The following is an 18,181-nucleotide window of genomic DNA, read 5'->3' on the forward strand; positions in this document are numbered from 1 at the left end:
CAATCCCCCTATTTTTGTTCCAAGGAACAATAAAATGGAGAGTGATATGTAATAGATAGTAACTTGATTGATTTTTCTAAGTTTACACCGAATAAGCAAGGTATGATAAACACGGAAGCAGCTAAGAAATATTTTATTGCTGAAGTGTTGCCTTATGTGTGCGGGGATAGTTTGCAAAGACTAATCACGGCAAACATTTCTGGGAATGCACAATTAATACAACTGGAAATGAAGAGAATGTTTATTGAGGCGGAGTTAATGAGGCCAACTAATACAGATACAAATAGTTTGCAAACGTTTTTTGACAAGCCGAAAGTTTTACCGTGAACAAGTATAAGAAACGTTAAACACACTCCTTGTGCCTATTGAGAAAATCATTTTAAATACGCAGACATGAAGAATTTGAAGGACATTGAAATAAATATATATCCCTCTGTGTTCTTCGTGCTTCTTCGCGACCTTTGTGTTTTATACGTTTTAAGATGACTACAAGTACAAGAAATACGTTAAGAAAACTAGATAAATTGATACCTTCCTAATAAAATTTCAAACTTAGAAAATACTAATAGAAGGATTAAAAGGAGGTATTTATTATGACTGAAAATCGTTCAAAAGAAAAGTTCTTAGCAAATTCCATCGAGCGGCATGAAACCGCGGCTTGGCGTGGGCATATCGAAAGTACGAAGCCTGAGTCAAATGTTCCGATTCCCAGTGAAGAGTCCGTGATTGAGGCTAGGGAATGGGTAAATACAAACTCCTTGTCGTAACTTTTTAAAGTAAAATCAGGGTGTCTCAAATATTGAGACACCCTGATTTTTTACGGAACCAGAAAGTATAACACTTTCTTGATTCCAAGTAAGAACGACTAAGGCTTCTGCCTGCGTCCGAGAACTTGGCGTAAGCCAAGTCTTTTCTTAATACTGCATTTCTGCGATACGCTTTAGGGTACGATATTTTTCCTGGGCATGTTTTTCTGCAGCTGCAAACATCCCATCCGCAATTTCTGGGAAGGTCGTCTTAAGTGATGAGTAGCGAATTTCGCCCTTTAAGAAATCTTGGAAGGAGGCTGTCGGTTCTTTAGAATCCAGCATGAAAGGATTTTTGCCTTGCTCTTTAAGACGGGGATCATGACGCCATAGATGCCAATATCCTGCTTCAACGGCTTTTTTCATCTGAAACATACTCGTGCCCATACCGGTTTTAATCCCATGGTTTACGCAAGAAGCATAGGCAATAATGAGAGAGGGGCCTTTGTAACTTTCTGCCTCAGTAATGGCTTTGAGGGTTTGATTCATATTGGCCCCCATGGCAATTTGGGCGACATAGACATAGCCGTATGTTGTAGCCATAAGCCCGAGATCCTTTTTGCGAACTTTCTTCCCGGCTGCCGCGAACTTGGCAATAGCTGCTGTCGGCGTAGCCTTTGAAGCTTGACCGCCTGTGTTAGAATAAACCTCTGTGTCCATAATAAAAATGTTTACATCGTCTCCACTGGCGATGACATGGTCCAATCCGTTATAACCAATGTCGTAAGCAAAGCCATCTCCGCCGAGAATCCAAACGGAAGGTTTCACGAGATAATCTTTTCGGGCCATAATCTCTGATAGAATTGGGTTGCCGGATACGGTTTCCTTTTTCAACTCTTCAATTACGCGGTCTGCAGCTTTTCTAGACCCCGCACCATTGTCCATATTGTCAAGCCATTCCTGGAAGGACTGCTTTACGTTTTCGCTGATCGAACTTTTTAACCCTTGGTGCATGAGATCGGCAAGTTTTTCGCGAATTTGTTTTGAGCCGAGGTACATACCGTAGCCGAATTCGGCATTATCTTCGAAGAGCGGATTCATCCAGGCTGGTCCTTTTCCGTCAGCATTTGTTGTATAAGGAATGGAGGGAGAACTGCCGCCCCAGATCGAAGAACAGCCTGTAGCGTTGGCGATCAGCATACGCTCGCCATATAATTGTGTGAGAAGTCTGATATAGGGAGTTTCTCCGCAGCCGGGGCAAGCGCCGTTAAATTCAAGGAGAGGTTTGGCAAGCTGGCTGCCAAAGAGTGTATTTTTCTCCATTAAACCGGATTTTTCCGTTACCTTCATAGCAAATTCCCAGTTTTCTGATTCCATCTCAATTTCATGGTCGGCCGGCTTCATAACAAGCGCTTTTCCCGGTGCCGGACAGATATCGGCGCAGTTACCGCATCCGGTACAATCAAGGGGAGCAACTTGAATACGGTAATGATATCCTTGGAGTTTCTTGTTTCTTGGTTCCGTAGTCTTAAAAGTATCAGGAGCTTTTGCCCGTTCTTCATCATCCAATAGGAAAGTTCGAACAGTCGCATGGGGACATACATAGGCACATTGATTACATTGAATACATTTATCAATTTGCCATTCAGGAAGATAAACGGCAATTCCTCTTTTTTCGTATTTTGTTGTGCCAAGAGGATGTGTTCCATCCTCCATGCCGACAAAGGCGCTGACCGGAAGGTCGTCTCCATCGTGGCTGGCCATGGGACGTTGAATGTTTTTAACGAAATCAGGTTCATCTTTTACGGGCAAATCTTCATCTTTTGCATCAGCCCAGGAGGCAGGAACTTTAACCTGGTGCAATCCATCGACGCCGCGGTCAACAGCCCTTTGGTTCATCTCAACAATATTAGCGCCTTTTTTTCCATACATTTTTTCGATGGAATCCTTTAGGTACCTAATGGCTTCTTCGACGGGTATGACGTTCGCTAGTTTAAAGAAAGCTGCCTGCATGACCATATTAATGCGGCCACCGAGACCAATTTCTTCGGCAATGGATATGGCATCTATGGTATAGAAGTTGATATTATTTTTCGCGATATAGCGTTTCAAGAGGGCTGGTAGATGTTCTTCCAGTTCTTCTGGCGTCCAGGGGCAGTTAAGTACAAAGCTACCATTCTTCTTAAGCCCTTTGAGCAGGTGGTAATGATAAATGAATGACCGGTTGTGGCAGGCAATATAGTCAGCATCGGATACTAAATAGGAAGATTTAATTGGTTTTTTGCCAAAGCGTAAATGAGATATTGTTGTACCGCCGGATTTCTTACTGTCGTATTCAAAGTATCCCTGTGCATAAAGGTCGGTATTGTCACCGATAATTTTGATCGCTGTTTTATTGGCGCCAACAGTACCATCAGATCCAAGACCCCAGAATTTACAACTTATCGTGCCTTCCGGAGTAGTATCTACCGACTCTTTTATCGGCAGTGAGGTATGGGTGACATCGTCAACGATTCCAACTGTGAAGCCATCTTTAGGTTGGCTTTGTTTCAGATTCTCATAAACAGCAAGGATGTGGCTGGGTGTGGTATCTTTAGATCCAAGGCCGTATCTCCCGCCAACTACCACTGGTTTAACGGTCTCATTATTAAACATCTGAAGCACATCAAGATAGAGCGGTTCACCAGTTGCTCCAGGTTCTTTGGTGCGGTCCAGGACAGCAATCTTCTTTACAGACTTTGGTAAAACTGAAAAGAAATATTTCTTGGAAAACGGGCGGTATAAGTGAACTTTGAGAAGTCCAACCTTTTCGCCTTTTGCCTGCAGGTAATCAATCGTTTCTTCCGTTGTGTTGCAAACTGAGCCCATGGCCACGATTATATTCTCGGCTTCAGCATCCCCATAATACTCGAAGGGATGGTATTCACGCCCCGTAATTTTCTTAAATTCTTGGAAGTAGTTTTCCACAATATCAGGAATGGCTTCAATAAAAGGATTAGATGCCTCCCGATTTTGGAAATAAATATCTGGGTTTTCCGCAGTGCCCCTTAATACAGGGTGTTCGGGATTTAAGGCCCGGTTTCTAAATTCTTCAATTGCTTTATGATCGACAAGTTTCGCAATCGCATCAGCGGGTGTTACTTCAATTTTCTGGATTTCATGAGATGTTCTAAATCCGTCAAAGAAATGTAAGAATGGTACCCTAGACTTGATTGCGGAAAGATGGGCAATGTAGCCAAGATCCATCGCTTCTTGGACATCGTTAGAACAAAGTAAGGTAAAACCAGTTTGACGGCAGGCATTAATATCTTGGTGATCACCGAAAATTGACAAGGCATGAGATGCTAGGGCACGGGCGGTTACATGAAAAACTGCTGGTACCAGATTACCTGCCATTTTATACATTTCAGGAATCATTAAGAGTAACCCTTGGGAAGCAGTATAGGTTGTTGTAAGAGCTCCTGCCTGAAGTGAACCGTGAACTGCTCCGGAGGCACCCGCCTCAGATTGCATCTCTACAACTTTTACAGGTTGGTCAAACAAGTTCTTTTTACCGTGAGCTGATGCTTCATCAACTCCTTCAGCCATCGGCGATGAGGGTGTAATCGGGAAAATGATTGCAACCTCGGTAAGGGCGTAAGAGGCCTCAGCAGCCGCCTGATTGCCATCCATTGTTTTCATTTTTTTTGCCATAATAGAGCCACCTTTGTTAAAAGAATATCTGCTGTTTAGTATTTGAAGTTTACCGATCTTCATACATGTGATTTGCACTTAGGGGACGGATTTTGTGAAATCTTTGTATAGATGAGGAATTGATGTGATAGCAGGTCAGCAGGTCGTCTCTCATTATTATTAACTAAGAATGTTTGCGGTGGATAGTATACACTCAAAAAGTAATAATAACTATGGGTGAAAGAAATGCTAATGAATTTAATTTTTGCAATCCTATATATAGTCGCCACCTATAAATGGGGTGATTGGCGAAATTGGCAACGCTACTATCCAACGATACTGTTCTATGGGTTTGGCGATATCTTAGCTTTTTCTCTTTTTTATCAGCAACCTTTATGGCTATATTTCACGCCAGGCCTGCCGCACTTGTTCCATGAGTTATTTGTCGTTATTGTCATGTATTCTTGTGGGGTCATCCTTTATTTATCTAATTATCCTAAAGCGCTAGTTGCCCAGTGCCTGTACATATTGTTTTGGGCGAGTCTATACACTTTCTTGGAATGGTTTGCCATTAAAACGGGTAATTTTATCCATCTAAACGGGTGGTCGTTAACTTGGTCTTTCCTATTTTACATGATTATGTTTCCCACATTCCAATTACATCAAAAAAGGCCATTGCTGGCCTTATGTATTTTGTTTGGCGGTCTTGCATTACTCCTTTACTTATTTCGCGTACCCATTGAGCTTGTTAAATAGTAAAACTTAATTCTGCACCGTTTATGTGATGCAAAGAACTATATCATCTTTAATGGCTAAAAGTAGACTATATCCTTGTAGTGTAAGGAGGAGTAGTCTGCTTTATTATATTTTGATGAAGGCAAATGATTTATGGAGAGAAACTGGCTGTATTGCTATTTTGCTAAAAAGTCCATCAGAGCTATGTATTGGTATTATCTAACATCAACTGTATAAGTTCTATAAACAAGAGAAAAATGATTGGGCAATATGCACATTTGTAACTTGATATTTAAAAGAATATGCTCTAGACGAAGAAATGCTCATCAAGATATACTTTAAATAAAATAATGGAAGGTTAACAGTGACGTCACCAAAATGCAAGGGTTGAGGGTAGGGGACGTAACATTATGTGATGATGATGGCATCGTAGTTAGAAAAATCGATGGATGGTGGGATGCTTTTTTATTTTAAGTGATTTAGTCGAAATATTATGAATTTTAGTATGGAATAATTTTATACTGAAAATTAGGGGGAGTACTATGTTTAAAAATTCGGCTAGGGGCAGCCTGGGATTTCATTGGAAGGCACGTTATACCGTTTTAAGTATACTTTGGGTGGGATGGCTATTTTCTTTTTTAGATAGAATGGTAGTTAGTATTGCTTTACCATTCATTGGGAGAGAATTCCAGTTGAATGCTGCATCACAAGGGATGATCCTCAGCACTTTTTTTGCAGGCTATGCAATATTTCAAATACCTGGCGGGATGTTAGCTGATAAATTTGGTCCGAGAAGGGTAATGGCTTTTGCTATAGTATGGTGGTCCGTTTTTACAAGTCTCACGGGTATGGTTCTTTCTTATCCGTTGATGTTGATATGCCGATTTGTTTTTGGTATAGGTGAAGGTTGTTTTCCAGGATCGTCTTTCAAAACAATAGCAATGTATTTTCCGCCGAAGGAAAGAGCAACCGCAACGGCCATTCAAGGTTCTGTCAATGCATTAGGACCGGCAGTTGCTTCGTTAGTTGCGGCTGGAATCATTGCTGCCTTTGGCTGGAATATGGTTTTTATTACTTTGGGTATACCTGGTTTAGTAATTGGATTGGCGATTTGGTTTTACATTAAGGACAACCCTGCTGAGCACCCTCATATTACACCGGAAGAATTATCTGAGCTAAATTTAGTATCTCCAGATGTTTCTAACTCGAATATTAGCTATCAGAAAATAACATTTAAAGAGTTTTTGCAAAAACCGGTTTTGTGGCAAATGCTATTAATTTGGTTTTTATTTGATATTACATTTTGGGGATTTATATCATGGCTACCTTCTTATTTGATGGAAGTACGGGGGTTTTCATTACTTAAGACAGGCTTTTATGGGTCGCTTCCTTTTTTCATTGGAACAATAGGAATGCTGGTCGGTGGTTACTTATCAGACTGTTTTAAGGGAAATAGAAAATGGTTATTTATACCAAGTTCGTTAATGGCAGCCTTTTTTATATATATGACTTTCAGTGTCGCCGCATCGAATATGGTGATTGTTTATCAAAGTGTTGCCGCGTTGTTTATGTTTTTGGCTTATGCTGCATTTTGGGGGCTTGTTGTTGATTCAATTCCAGCGGATATTATGGGAGCGGGTTCGGGAATGGTTAATCTAGGTGGGCAAATAGCAGGGCTTGTCTCTCCTTTTGCTATGGGACATCTGATTGACTTGAATAAAGGATCTTTTGACATGGCATTTGCTTTTTTGGCTATTGCGGCCATCGGATCCGCTGTCGTCGCTTTTACTGTGAAAATAGAGGCACTGAAATAGTGTGGTCTTTCTAGTTATAGGAAGAAAAAATAATTACTCTTTTAAAACTTTTCTTCTTCTAAGAGCTAGTCTCAAGCAAAAAAGCTGTTCTCTATTTTCTAGGTCCAGTCCACTTATGTCAGCAATTCGCTCGAGTCGATTTGCTAAGGTATTTCGGTGAACATAGAGTTCTTTAGCTGTGGCAGCAAGGCTTTTATCAAATTCTAGATATTTTTCTAGTGTTTTAAGAAATTCTGTGCCTTGGTTTTGGTCAGATTTTTCTAGTTTATCAATAATCGGATTATAAAGTTGAGTGAGAATATGTGTTGTCTCCTTGTCAGCAAGGAGAATGGAATAGCCTGCAATGTCATAAGGATGTGTTGTGTTTCCAGGGCCTTTAAGTAGGCGACCAAGTTTCAGGCAAGCTAATGCATTATGGAAACTTTGGCGCACAGCGCGAATGTCTAGCTCTGGAGTACCGATACCAATGGATACCTTTCTAAGTGGATTAATGTTGGCAAAGGATTGTTGTAGTTTTTCATACATTTCATTTTCTTGATTAAAATTATTGATAGATGCTAATAAAACAATAATTTTCCCTGCCCGCTCGGATACTAAGGACAATGAATATCTTGCAGCAATGATTTGTTGAGTGATTTCATATAGTCTGACAGAGAGAGTAGGTAGGGTGTATTCATTTTCTGCAGTATCGGGTTCAATAATTAAGCATTTATAAACTTTGGCTTGGGTTAGCTTGGAAGTATCAATAATTTCGCTAGAATTGGGTTGGCTAAGATCGCTGAATAGTAGATATTCCAGGATGTCTCGGGAGTATAACTTGTGACTTTCGGTTACGGCCTTTTGTTTCAAAAATTCCAAGGTAGCAACTGTACAGGCATGTTCTATCGCTACTAAATTAATATCAGAGAAAGCGCTGGATCTTTGAAGTATCGTTATATATCCAAAAATTTCATTGCTGGATAAAATCTTACCCGACATTTTCAGATAGGAGTGACTTCCAACTGTAATGGATTGGACGTAGGAATTTTTGTCTGAAAAGCTGCTAGTGGGTTGAGGGCAAAGCAAGAGTTTTTTTAGAGATACAAGGATATTTGTATCCTGTCCAGGGATATTAGCTGGTAGCCAGTGATTAATTAACATGCCATTTACGTCATAGCAAGCAACAGGGCATTGCGTGATTTTACCTAAACAGTTAATAATTGCAGGCAATCCGTCACCACTCATAGCTACAGTTGTCATTGATTTATAAATTTCATTAGAGCGTTGCAATAGTACGGATTGGCGATTTACGATATTACTGATGATCGGATTCATGATTTCAGATAAAGATAAATGTAAGGGAAGTTCTAATATTGGAAAGTCTAAGTAATTTGCTATATCAAGCATTTTCTGAGGGATTTCTGGTAAAAATCGTTTAGTTTTAATACCAAGGCCAGCACAACCACATGCCTTGAGTTGCTTAAGTAGCTGTTCTTGCAAAAGGGGATTATCTTTAATGGTATAAGCGGTTGTTAAAATCAAATCCCCAGCCTTAGCCCAGTTTTCAATGTCGGGAGAATCCATTATATTTACAGACTCAACTATGTTGTCCAGCCCATTGGCACCTGCAACTAGCGATATCGATTGTTCTTGAAACAGTTGTAAAACATCTTGGATTTTCATAGGCACCTCGACTTTCTGTATTTAGAGTTTTAGTCACTATTCGACTAATTATGCTAAGTTCCTTTACGGATTGAGCAATTTTCAAGCCATCCACGTAAGGTGTTAGAGAAGTTTAATTGATTTGTTCAAAACAGACAAATCAAGTCGGACAAATTATCCTGTATGGATGATGAAAATAAGGGAAAAGAAAAGTACAATAAACGTAAAGCATCTAGAAAAATTCAGATGGAAATAGAATAAAAGGGGTGTTATTTATTATGAGTAGCCAGGAAATGGTGTTGGTAAACAAGGAAGAATTGCATCAGTTGATTAAGAATAAAGTGATGAAGGCTGGTTTGCCCGAGGATCATGCACAGGAAGTTGCCAACCACTTGAGCTATGCAGATAGCAGAGGTGTGCATTCCCATGGAGCTGTGCGTGTGGAATACTATTCGGAACGGATATCCAAGGGAGGCAGCAATGCAAAGCCTAATTTCTCCTTTAGGAAAACAGGACCCAGCACAGGTATTTACGAAGGGGACAACGCAGTAGGAATGGTTGTAGCAAAAAACGGTATGATTGAAGCAATAAAGCTTGCTAAGGAAACTGGAATCGGTTTTGTCGGCATGCGTGAGCTCGGGCATTGCGGCACCCTTTCTTATTTTCTCAGAATGGCTACCGACGAAAATATGATCGTCATGTCCATGTGCCAGTCCGACCCTATGGTGGTGCCTTATGGATCAGCAGATCCATACTTTGGAACAAACCCTATCGGCTTTGCCGCTCCTTGTGCAGGCCGTTCTCCAATTGTATTTGATATGGCTACTACAGTAGGAGCTTGGGGAAAGGTTTTGGACGCCAGAGCCAAAAACAAGTCAATCCCTGAAACATGGGCGGTAGATAAAAATGGACATCCTACCACTGATCCATTTGCTGTTGGCGGTCTTCTGGCTATTGCAGGTTCCAAAGGCTATGGCCTCATGATGATGGTCGATATTTTGTGCGGCTCATTGCTCGGCATTCCATTCGGAAAGCATGTAAGCTCCATGTACGCCGATCTTTCTGCCGGACGTGAACTGGGACAGATTCATCTGGTAATAAACCCCGATTATTTTACATCTATTGATACATTTAAAAACAACGTGAGTAAAATGGTGGATGAGATTCATGAGCTCCGCCCGGCTTTGGGTTTTGATAAGGTACTGGTTCCAGGTGAATCTTCAGAAAAGAAGGCAAAAGAATATGAAAAGAGTGGAATTCCCATTGTAAAGGAAATCTATGATTATCTTGTCAGTGATGACATCCATTACAACCGCTATGAGGGGAAAAGTGCTTTTGCATCGGATACATTAGATTAAAAGAAAAGTAATAAGCAAAGGGTCTCAACTGATGTTGAGATCCTTTTTCTTATTACTATAATTTGGAAAGCAGTAGTGCAAGACGCAGCTGTAAAGAAAAATCTGGATTGGAGAGAGGCGTATCCAATAAATCATTTAGTCTCGCTATCCGGTATTTTACAGTGTTGCGGTGGATATAGAGCACTCGGGCCGTTTCGGCAATATCGCCCTGACAATCCAAGTAGGTCTGAAGCGTCTGGCGGAGAATTACCTGAGCTTCCTGCTCTGGGTAAGCCAGAGATTTTAAAATGCAGGTGCAGAAATGGCGAGCATGTTCCTGGGGAACAAAGCGCAAAAGTTCCGAAACGCCTTGAGAATAATAGGTACGGAAAAAAGCTTTCCTGCCCTCCGCTCTGCATTGGTAGTAAATTTCTTCTGCCTCAATGCGCGAGAATGGCAGAGAATGGAGAGAAGTAACCGGATTCCCTGCAGCACAGGAAATGGAAACAGAGAGAAATGCAGTCATTTGCTCTCTGATGAAAGCAAGGGCACTTTTCAGATTTTCCACAGGATTTTGCAAGAGTATCATTATTGTTTCGCTTTTCTGGCAGGAAAATAAAATGGCATTTTCCTCGAAAATTGTTACATGCCGCTCTAGCCAGTCATATACAAGGGAATAGAGATCTGACCGTACAGGATTGTTCTCCTCCAGTAAGTCATCGATCCCCACAATCAGGAACCTGTAATAATCGGAGGAAACCAAACCAAGGTCGGCCCCCTGTTCCAGAAAAACTGTGGTGTCGGTATTGCTGGTGTTGTGGGTCAGCCGCCGTAAAAAATCCTCCCGTATTCTCCTGTGTAATTCTTTGAGTTTTTGATTTTTGTAAAGGGAAAAAGCGATGGCAGCGGCAGTCTGTTCAATTACAAGATAAGAGAAGGGATAAGGAATTTTTTCCTCTTCCAGCACAATAAGCAGATGGGGATGGACAGAAGCGGCCCAAACGGGAAACATCCATGCGGTAAACGGGCGGGAAGCCTGAATATACAGGGAGGAGGGAGTAGACTCGGCAGGAGAGCTTCTAAGTTTACCATTTCCTTTTATGGCGGCCATTGTCAGCTTCATCTCCATCGTTTTCGCGGCTCTAGGAAGAGAGGTTTCTATTATTTCCCCAAAAGGGTCGGTCAAAAACACCACCTGCCGGACTGTACGGCTCAGATGGGCAAGGAGAGCAGAAATAGGAGTGTCTTTTATCAGCATCTGGGAATACTCCCGCTGAATTTTCAGAGCATTTAGAAGCTGTTGATTTTCTACATTCCAGAGGTAGGAGAGGAGTTGATGGCAGGTTATTCCCAGCGTCCAGGAAGCAGGAATCTGAAGCAGGGGAAAATGAAGCTTTTCGGCGGTTTCGAGAATAGAGGGATCCAGTTTGTCGATAAACCGGCCCAGCTTCACGCAGATTCCAGCAATGGGGAGACAGTTTAATTCCTCAATCATCCGGCAGAAGCCGGCCGAATCCTTTTTAAAGGCCATGCCGGTTGTAATCAGCAGGGTATGGGGTTTGATAAAGGATGTAATGTCCGGCGTTTCTGATATATCGGCGCTGTCCACCTTGCGGGACAAATCGGCGGCTTGGTTCAAAACGGTCATTTGAGAGAAGGGCGGGTTTTTTAAAAGTTCTGCAATAGAAATCATATTTTATCTTCCAGCCATTTTATTATTTCTTCATATGTCAATCTTCCTGACTCATCGTTTACATCTCTATCGAAGTCGTGGGCTTCTCTGTAGATTGTTATAAGGTGTGAGTTTGGTATTAGCTTACGTAGTGTCTTTGTCATTCTATATGGCACATCTGGGTCTAGGGTTGCCGCTACCAATATTGTCGGCGGGAAAGCTTTAAGTTTTTCGTCATCTAATGAGTATTTTGTTGGATCTTCTTTTCCACAGAGGTGCTTTATCCACGTTCCTTCCTGTCTTGCCTTTATATAGAGGGAAAATCTCAAATTCATTGGGCCATATGTCACCGGGCTATCCGAGATAATTTTTTCTATGCTTTCATCCGGTACGCTGGCTAACTTGTTATAATATTTATTTGGTGTGTTAAATTGAACTTCGTCAAGCCTCGCATATCCATACAGGCTTATGATTGCCATTGGCATTAAGGCTTGATTTTTAATTAACATATCACACATCATAAAAGAGAGATAGGCTCCTGCCGACCTCCCAAATAGCACATATTTATTATTTTTTAATTTAAATACCTTGTCCAGATTTTTCAAATAGAAGAAAAGCATTTCGAAGGCTGATTTTAAAATCATGTCCAGTTTTGATTCCGGTGCTAATGGATAATCTAGCGCCAAAAAATCATACCCTGCGTTTAAAAAATTATTTATATAAATTTCCGGCAGGTCGTCTCTCACTCCATAAAGCAGTCCGCCGCCATGAAAATATAGTATCGTTATGTTTTTTCTATTATTTTTTGCCCTATGCAAATTCACATTCAATTTGATATTTTCTTCTGTCACAAAGCTGAAAATTTCCGGTTTATTCATTAATTTTCCCCCCGTCAATCAGTTTAAACAGCCTTGAGGCTATTTGAATTTGAAGTAGTTCCTCCGGGTTCATAAAATCTATGTCCAGCAGATTTTTTATCTTGTCAATTCTATACCTCACAGTCTTTGGGTGAAGAAACAGCTTTTCAGAGGTGAGGATATAGTTTTGATTTGTGTCTAGAAAGGTTTTTAGAGTCTCGAATAGTAGGGGATACTTGTGTCTGAAATTAGCTATTCTGGGAGATATGAACTTTCTAAGATCGTCCAGACTGTTTGAATCTAAGAATAGTTTGTAAATTCCTAGCTCCTCATAGGGCAATATTTTATTCGAATTGTAGAATAACATTAGTACTTTTAGCGTGTCCAAAACTTCTCTGTTTGCTTTTGGAATGTCCAATTTTTCTACTTTTGAGCTGATACTTACATAGTAATAGAACTCTTTAAACAGGCCATTTTCAACCAGAGAATTCATTATTTTTTCAATAGAGTCTGCATTAAGGCTATTTTGATTATCGCTAAAATTAAGTATAAACACCACTATATCCAATTTTTCCAGGAAAATTATATCTTTGAAACTGGATTTAAATTTGATTCTAATCTGCCTTAGAGTTTGGGGCATGAGATTTTTGCCCACATTTCTTTTTTCGTCTCGTTGATACAGCTTTATGAGAATCACTTGGTAGTGCTTATGTCTATTTATATTAAGGGATTCCAATACCTCATCTATGTCTTTTTCCGCGTAGAGTCTATCATTTAATAGGTCGCCTATGATGTTATTTTTTTGTTGAAATAGATTTTGCGAGATTATATAGTTTTTTAATAGTTCCATCTGTAAAAATTTTACTGCGTTTTCTATTACCATAAAATCTTCTGAACTAATTTTATCCGGCAGTTCGTGGATAACTAGTTCGTAGTCATCATATACGAGATGGGGTATACGGACTCTAATCTGTTCGCCGGCTATCTTTGGATTAGTGCCATTATAGACTACTTTTTTACGCTCATACTTGAAATGCACGTACTTCTCAGTTGAAACTTCACTTGTATCTATTACTGTCACGTCGCAAAGTTCAGGGTTTGTGCTGATTTCAGTTCCCTTTGCAGAATTAATAAGGCTTACATCACGCAGTATCATTTTTTTAAATTCACATAGTATCTTGTTCATTGACGGCATTTTCATCGCAAGGCTGGTTAGCTCGCTATGTACTTCGTAATACTTATTCAAGAGGTTCATATTTTTATTTATTATTGGCCCTAATATCTCGAGAATGATAGATTCATATTTTACATCCTTACTAATCTGGATTAACGGGATTAAATAGTTGTCGCAAAGCTCGATTATTTTAGTTGGTATCTGGGTAACCAGTCTATCGATCTTAATTATAACCGCACTAATGCCTATGTTATGGAGTTTTTCAAAAAATACGTCCAATTCACTATCGCTCAAATTTTGCAGAGCAAAAAAACTGGTAAGGATAACCTCTCCAGAACGCCCCCAATTTGCTATGTCAGTTGCCTCAAGTACGTTGACACCATGTATTTCATTTAAGATTCCATTTTTGCCGGCTATTAATTTTGTCCCATAAAGGGATGGCATTTTTAGTATGTCTTTGATGTTCAAATTACTACTCCTTTATCCTTTAAGTATAAAAAAAACATGATTTTTATGATTTTATGCCAATGATAATGCAAAAAAATAGTGATATAATGGCGATAATTGATTTAACGAAATATTAACACAATAAAGGAGATTTGGAAATGCTATATACGGTAATTAAGAAAAATAGTTATCAAGATTCGATCAATCTTATGTTGCTCACTAATTCAATTAATACTCTTGCTGGTATAACAAAGTGCTCAATAATGATGGGTACTGATGCAAATAAGGACATCCTTAAAAATAGTGGACTTCTTACAGCAGAAGCTGAAAGTGCAGCTCCAAGTGATATGATTATTGTAGTCGAGACAGCGGATGAAAAGATTGTTGAAAATGTTCTTAGTGAAACGGATAAGTTCTTAAATGACCTGGCTGTTAAAAGAAAGAATAATAACGCCCTAAGCGTAACCAGTATAGAGGCTGCATTAGAAGAGATGCCTGATGCGAATTTAGCATTGTTTTCAATACCGGGAGAATACGCAGCCGACGAGATAGAAAAAGCTCTTGATCAAGGACTGCATGTATTTTCCTTCACCGATAATATCTCATTAGAAGATGAAGTGAGACTTAAGCAGAAAGCGCATGAAAAGGGACTATTATTGATGGGGCCTGACTGTGGAACGGGAATTATTTCCAGCATCCCCATAGCGTTTACAAACGTTGTAAGACCTGGCAACATCGGTATCGTTGGAGCTTCTGGAACGGGCATACAAGAAGTTACGACCATTATCGACAGGCTAGGTGGTGGCGTTGTACATGCAATCGGAACAGGCGGACGTGATTTGAGCGAAGAAGTCAATGCGGTAACCGTTCGTGATGCGATATTGGGACTTGAATATCACGACCCTACTGATGTAATTGTAGTCATTTCCAAACCACCGGCCAAAAAAGTCAGGGATGAAATTGTAGAGCTGCTGCATAGTGTTACAAAACCTGTAGTTGCCATATTCCTGGGTGAAAAGCCGGATCATCATGAGGGTAATGTATATTTGGCACATACTCTCGAAGAAACGGCAATGATTGCCCTAGACCTTGCAAACAACAGACCTGTTAAACCTAATTATATGGAAGAAATTAAATATGAGGTAAAGGCTCCACTGGCATCAGATATGACAGTAAAGGGACTATACTCAGGCGGTACACTCGCTGCTGAAGCCGGAATGCTGATCACTGAGGCCCTAGGGCTTGGAAAACTGACCAAAAAAGAAGGTTATATTCTTAATGCCAATGGATACGAAGTTATGGATCTGGGCGATGATATTTACACACAAGGAAAACCACATCCAATGATCGATCCAGAAATTAGAATCAACAAGATAAACGAATATGCGCAGGACAAGAACACAGGAGTAATACTTCTTGACTGCGTACTTGGATATGGCTCACATTCAGATATGGCAAAAGCATTATCTGGTGCCATCAAGGATGCAATACAAACAGCAAAGGAAAATGGACGGGAACTGTATTTCGTAGCAACGGTTTGTGGAACAGAGTACGATCCGCAAAGCTACCAGGCATCAATAAAAACTCTGAAAGAATGCGGTGTCTTGGTAGAAGAAAGTAACGCAAAAGCAATAAGACTTGCGCTTAAATTAAAAGGAATAGACTTTAAAGAAGCTGATAAATACGTAGTAGAAAGAAAGGCTGAAAAGAAAGCACTGCCAACAATCAGCGATAGTGTGATGGACCTGTTAAACTCCAAACCGCGTATTGTAAATATTGGCCTTACAAGCTTTACAGAATCAATTCTGGCGTATGGCGGAAGTACAGTACAATGTGATTGGCAACCAGCAGCAGGCGGCAATAAAAAACTGATAAAGATATTAAATCAACTTTCAAAAATGGAAGAGATAGAAAAAGGCAACAGTGAAGTCATTGACAAAATGAAAAGCTCCCAGCCTTTCTTGATTGACGTAGTACCGGCAAAATCAGTAATAGAAATCTTAAATGATAGAGTATTACTACACGCAGGCCCACCCATTCAATACCCTAATATGACGGGACCAATGAAAGGTGCCTGTATTGGGGCGATATTATTCGAAGGTTGGGCAGAGGATGAAAAGAGCGCAAAGGAATTACTGGAAAGTGGAGGGGTGAAATTCATACCCTGCCATCATGTAAATGCAGTAGGTCCTATGGGAGGAATTACGTCAGGCAACATGCCAGTGCTAGTTGTAGAAAATAAGTTGGATGGATCCATTGGATATTGCATCATGAATGAAGGCATCGGAAAAGTGCTTCGATTCGGAGCTTTTTCGGAAGAAGTTGTAAATAGATTAAGATGGATGAGAGATTCTTTAGGACCGGTATTATCAAAAGCGCTACAGAGAAAAGAAGGCGGTTTGAACCTAAATGTACTCATTGCGAAGGCCATTACCATGGGGGATGAATTCCACCAAAGAAATATAGCTGCTACACTGAACTTTTTGAAAGAAATTACACCACTGATCACGGAACTTGACATTGACCAAAAAGAAAAGTATGACGTAATAAAATTCCTAGCAGATACCGATCAATTTTTCTTAAACATCATGATGGCAGCCAGTAAATCCATCGTGGATTGTGCAAGAAAAGTTACAAGGGGTACGGTAGTTACAACAATGGCTAGGAATGGAGAGAATTTTGGCGTACGAATCAGCGGAATGGGCGATGAATGGTTTACAGCACCAGTTAATACTCCAAATGGGCTCTATTTCACAGGATATTCAGAAGGTGACGCAAATCCGGATATCGGCGACAGTGCCATCACAGAGACGGTGGGAGTCGGAGGCATGGCAATGGTAGCAGCTCCCGGAGTTACAAGATTTATCGGTGCGGGTGGATTCCATGACGCATTAAAAATCTCAAATGAAATGGATAAAATCTGTATTTCCAATAATTCAAACTGGAGTATTCCAACTTGGGATTTCAAGGGAGCGTGCCTCGGGATCGACGCTAGAAAAGTAGTGGCAACTGGCATTACGCCTCTGATCAATACGGGCATAGCGCATAAAAACATGGGAGTAGGTCAGATCGGAGCTGGAACAGTGCGTGCACCGCTGGCTTGCTTTGAAAAAGCAATTATTGCATATGCGAAAAAATTGGGGATAGACGTTGAGTAGTAATGAACTCAAACATAATAGAGAGGTAAAGAGCAATTTATTGCCTCTCTATCTTAAAAACCATCGCGTCGGTAAAGTGCACAGCAAATTTAATAACGGGCTCAATGTACAATTTGATGATGCTTTAATTTATGTTGGTGGTGGCGGGAGTCCCCTTTCTGCGTTCGGACTGAATATAGAAGAAGAGAAGCTAAACGCGATACTTACTTCTGTAAGAATCGATGATATGGTTGTAAACAAAGATGATAAGTTAATTTTTTATAGTGTGGATGGAACAATAAATATTTATTATAAAGAGATAGAAAAGGTAGATTTAACGCTTCCAAAAATCAAATGCAACATTAATGAGATACCTAATACTGGACTATATAACTATTTAAAAAACATTGAATTTGAAAAATGTATAGGAATCAATTTAGATGAAGAAACAAGTAAACATGTAGATTTATTATTGAATTCCGATAAAGCAGATTGGAATATCAATGTTATGATTATAAGATTTTTCGTGGGCAGAGGTAAAGGATTGACACCTAGCGGCGATGACATTCTCATAGGATTTACGCTGGCGCTTATGATGTTTGGCAAATTCAATAGTTGGCGGAACGCTCTTGAAGCGGAGGTCACCAGAGATAGAACGACCATGATCAGTGTGGCATATCTTAGTGCTTTATTAGTAGGGTATGCAAGCGAGTCTTTTATACGGCTTGTAAAGCTGATAGACGATGTAGAGATGGAGAAAATAGAAAAAACCATAAAAGAAGTACAGTCATTTGGTCATACTTCAGGAAATGATACATTGTTTGGATTGTTATTAGGGTTAAAATTTTTACGTAATCAGAAAGTATACACTTTCTCGATTCCAAGTAAGAACGACTAAGGCTTCTACCTTCGTCTGCGGACTTGGTCGAAACCAAGTCTTTTCTTAACA

At 40.1% G+C, this 18,181-nt stretch carries 12 protein-coding genes; 7 read left to right on the forward strand and 5 right to left on the reverse strand.

Annotated elements, in window-relative coordinates:
* Nucleotides 1-63: 63 nt before the first annotated feature.
* Together QSJ81_RS08410 and QSJ81_RS08415 are read left to right on the forward strand one after the other, a co-directional pair.
* Nucleotides 64-327, forward strand: coding sequence for a hypothetical protein (locus tag QSJ81_RS08410; protein ID WP_285716966.1), 264 nt, complete (start codon nucleotides 64-66; stop codon nucleotides 325-327).
* Nucleotides 328-593: 266 nt separating this feature from the next.
* Complete coding sequence (locus QSJ81_RS08415; RefSeq protein WP_285716967.1) at nucleotides 594-767, forward strand: CDIF630_02480 family spore surface protein; 174 nt, start codon at nucleotides 594-596, stop codon at nucleotides 765-767.
* A gap of 147 nt (nucleotides 768-914) precedes the next feature.
* On the opposite strand, the gene nifJ is transcribed toward QSJ81_RS08415, so the two are convergent.
* Nucleotides 915-4,439, reverse strand: a complete 3,525-nt coding sequence (gene nifJ / locus QSJ81_RS08420; protein ID WP_285716968.1) for a pyruvate:ferredoxin (flavodoxin) oxidoreductase — start codon at nucleotides 4,437-4,439, stop codon at nucleotides 915-917.
* 231 nt (nucleotides 4,440-4,670) lie between these two features.
* Here nifJ and QSJ81_RS08425 point away from each other — a divergent pair, with 231 nt between their 5' ends.
* On the forward strand, nucleotides 4,671-5,174 hold the full coding sequence (locus QSJ81_RS08425) for a CBO0543 family protein (RefSeq protein ID WP_285716969.1): 504 nt from the start codon (nucleotides 4,671-4,673) through the stop codon (nucleotides 5,172-5,174).
* A 521-nt stretch (nucleotides 5,175-5,695) separates the two neighbouring features.
* Nucleotides 5,696-6,967 carry an MFS transporter gene (locus QSJ81_RS08430; RefSeq protein ID WP_285716970.1) on the forward strand — a complete coding sequence of 424 codons (1,272 nt, stop codon included), beginning with the start codon at nucleotides 5,696-5,698 and terminating at the stop codon, nucleotides 6,965-6,967.
* A gap of 33 nt (nucleotides 6,968-7,000) precedes the next feature.
* On the opposite strand, the gene QSJ81_RS08435 is transcribed toward QSJ81_RS08430, so the two are convergent.
* Nucleotides 7,001-8,629 (reverse strand): PucR family transcriptional regulator, encoded by a 1,629-nt coding sequence (locus QSJ81_RS08435; RefSeq protein WP_285716971.1) that lies wholly within the window; start codon nucleotides 8,627-8,629, stop codon nucleotides 7,001-7,003.
* A 272-nt stretch (nucleotides 8,630-8,901) separates the two neighbouring features.
* On the opposite strand from QSJ81_RS08435, the gene allD reads away from it, so the two are divergent.
* Nucleotides 8,902-9,966, forward strand: coding sequence for an ureidoglycolate dehydrogenase (allD, locus tag QSJ81_RS08440; RefSeq protein WP_285717205.1), 1,065 nt, complete (start codon nucleotides 8,902-8,904; stop codon nucleotides 9,964-9,966).
* A gap of 55 nt (nucleotides 9,967-10,021) precedes the next feature.
* Here allD and QSJ81_RS08445 read toward each other — a convergent pair whose 3' ends face one another.
* Genes QSJ81_RS08445 through QSJ81_RS08455 form a run of 3 tightly spaced genes read right to left on the reverse strand, consistent with a single transcriptional unit; the run spans nucleotide 10,022 to nucleotide 14,116 of the window.
* Nucleotides 10,022-11,638 (reverse strand): PucR family transcriptional regulator, encoded by a 1,617-nt coding sequence (locus tag QSJ81_RS08445; protein ID WP_285716972.1) that lies wholly within the window; start codon nucleotides 11,636-11,638, stop codon nucleotides 10,022-10,024.
* Complete coding sequence (locus QSJ81_RS08450) at nucleotides 11,635-12,495, reverse strand: alpha/beta hydrolase (protein WP_285716973.1); 861 nt, start codon at nucleotides 12,493-12,495, stop codon at nucleotides 11,635-11,637. Before QSJ81_RS08450 ends, QSJ81_RS08445 begins: the two co-directional genes overlap by 4 nt.
* Nucleotides 12,488-14,116: a PucR family transcriptional regulator gene (locus tag QSJ81_RS08455; RefSeq protein WP_285716974.1), complete on the reverse strand. Its 1,629-nt coding sequence runs from the start codon at nucleotides 14,114-14,116 to the stop codon at nucleotides 12,488-12,490. The genes QSJ81_RS08450 and QSJ81_RS08455 overlap by 8 nt, the downstream gene beginning before the upstream one ends.
* A gap of 137 nt (nucleotides 14,117-14,253) precedes the next feature.
* Between QSJ81_RS08455 and QSJ81_RS08460 the strand changes: the two genes are divergently transcribed.
* Entirely contained in the window at nucleotides 14,254-17,253 is a 3,000-nt protein-coding gene (locus QSJ81_RS08460; protein WP_285716975.1) for a bifunctional FdrA/YlbE family protein, read from the forward strand.
* Complete coding sequence (locus tag QSJ81_RS08465; protein ID WP_285716976.1) at nucleotides 17,246-18,130, forward strand: oxamate carbamoyltransferase subunit AllH family protein; 885 nt, start codon at nucleotides 17,246-17,248, stop codon at nucleotides 18,128-18,130. Before QSJ81_RS08460 ends, QSJ81_RS08465 begins: the two co-directional genes overlap by 8 nt.
* The last annotated feature ends 51 nt before the right edge of the window (nucleotides 18,131-18,181 follow it).

This window comes from Pelosinus sp. IPA-1, from assembly GCF_030269905.1.
Classification (GTDB): Bacteria; Bacillota; Negativicutes; order DSM-13327; family DSM-13327; genus Pelosinus.